The organism is Shewanella sp. 1180_01 (assembly GCF_052850535.1).
Genome location: NZ_VXCT01000154.1, coordinates 1 through 1,026 on the forward strand (window position 1 = coordinate 1; position 1,026 = coordinate 1,026).

General features: G+C 40.4%; 1 protein-coding gene. It reads right to left on the reverse strand.

Going from position 1 to position 1,026, the window contains the following annotated elements; all coding sequences use genetic code 11:
- Nucleotides 1-69: 69 nt before the first annotated feature.
- Nucleotides 70-540 carry a Dps family protein gene (locus FW758_RS24595; RefSeq protein ID WP_259522133.1) on the reverse strand — a complete coding sequence of 157 codons (471 nt, stop codon included), beginning with the start codon at nucleotides 538-540 and terminating at the stop codon, nucleotides 70-72.
- Nucleotides 541-1,026 lie beyond the last annotated feature (486 nt).

Sequence of the window (1,026 nt, forward strand, 5' to 3'; positions counted from 1 at the left end):
AATGCAGGGTGGTGTGGGGGCTGGAGGCTAGATACCTCCGGCTACCCGATTAAGTTCTGAATCACCAATCTACTTTCTCGTAGCTCTCAGCATCCATGATGTTTTTTCATGTATGCGCAAACGATCAGAGACCAAAGCTGCCGTTGACTCGTCATCTGCAGACTGCGCAAGTTTTAATACATCTCTAGAGGTCTTAATTACTTGCTCATGCCCTTTAGTCAGTAAATCAACCATTTCTTCCGAACTTGGAACGCCTTCAACTTCTTCAATCGAACTAAGTTTTGAAAACTCTTTGTATGTCCCCGGAGCGGCCACATCTAGAGTACGTATACGTTCCGCTATATCATCAACAGCAATAGCCAGCTCAGTGTAGTGCTCTTCAAACATCAAATGTAGCTCACGGAATTGAGGCCCACTCACGTTCCAGTGAAAATTATGTGTTTGTAAATATAAAGTATATGAGTCAGCTAAAAGGCGTTTGAGACCTTCAGCGATCTTCACTCTATCTTCCGCATTAATTCCTATATCAATATCTGTCATTTTGCTTTCCTCTCTATGGTTCAATTAAACTACAGACCGAACTTAACATTTTATTCGTGTTATTTGTGCGCATGCGCGTTTACCTCGTTGGACCAGTGAAAACGCGCACGGTTAACTATTTGTATGTAAAGAACTTATCATCTTTCTGCTAAATAAACCATCTGGAAAAACGCGCATGCGCGTTTTCCAAACCTATTAACTAAAAGTCAGCTACTATAGTCATCTGATTTTATAGAGTTTTATTTGTTGCTAATCGAGTTAGTGCGCACTGTTCTTGTCTTCAAATCATCCCAAAATACCTAAATTTAAATACGACTGCATACCCATACATTGTTAGGCGATTTACGGCAGGATCAAACATTAGGAAAAAAGATGAGAATTTGTATGGTAACAGGAGCGGGAGTTTTTGATTAAGCTAACGAGCTGAAACACGGAATGGGGCAATAGCTTTTTAGCTGAACGAACAGCAGAAGTGTTAGTTAAGAT

Bases quoted from the DNA above. Each gene is read 5' to 3' on its own strand.
- FW758_RS24595 (WP_259522133.1), bottom strand. From the start codon at position 540: ATGACAGATATTGATATAGGAATTAATGCGGAAGATAGAGTGAAGATC.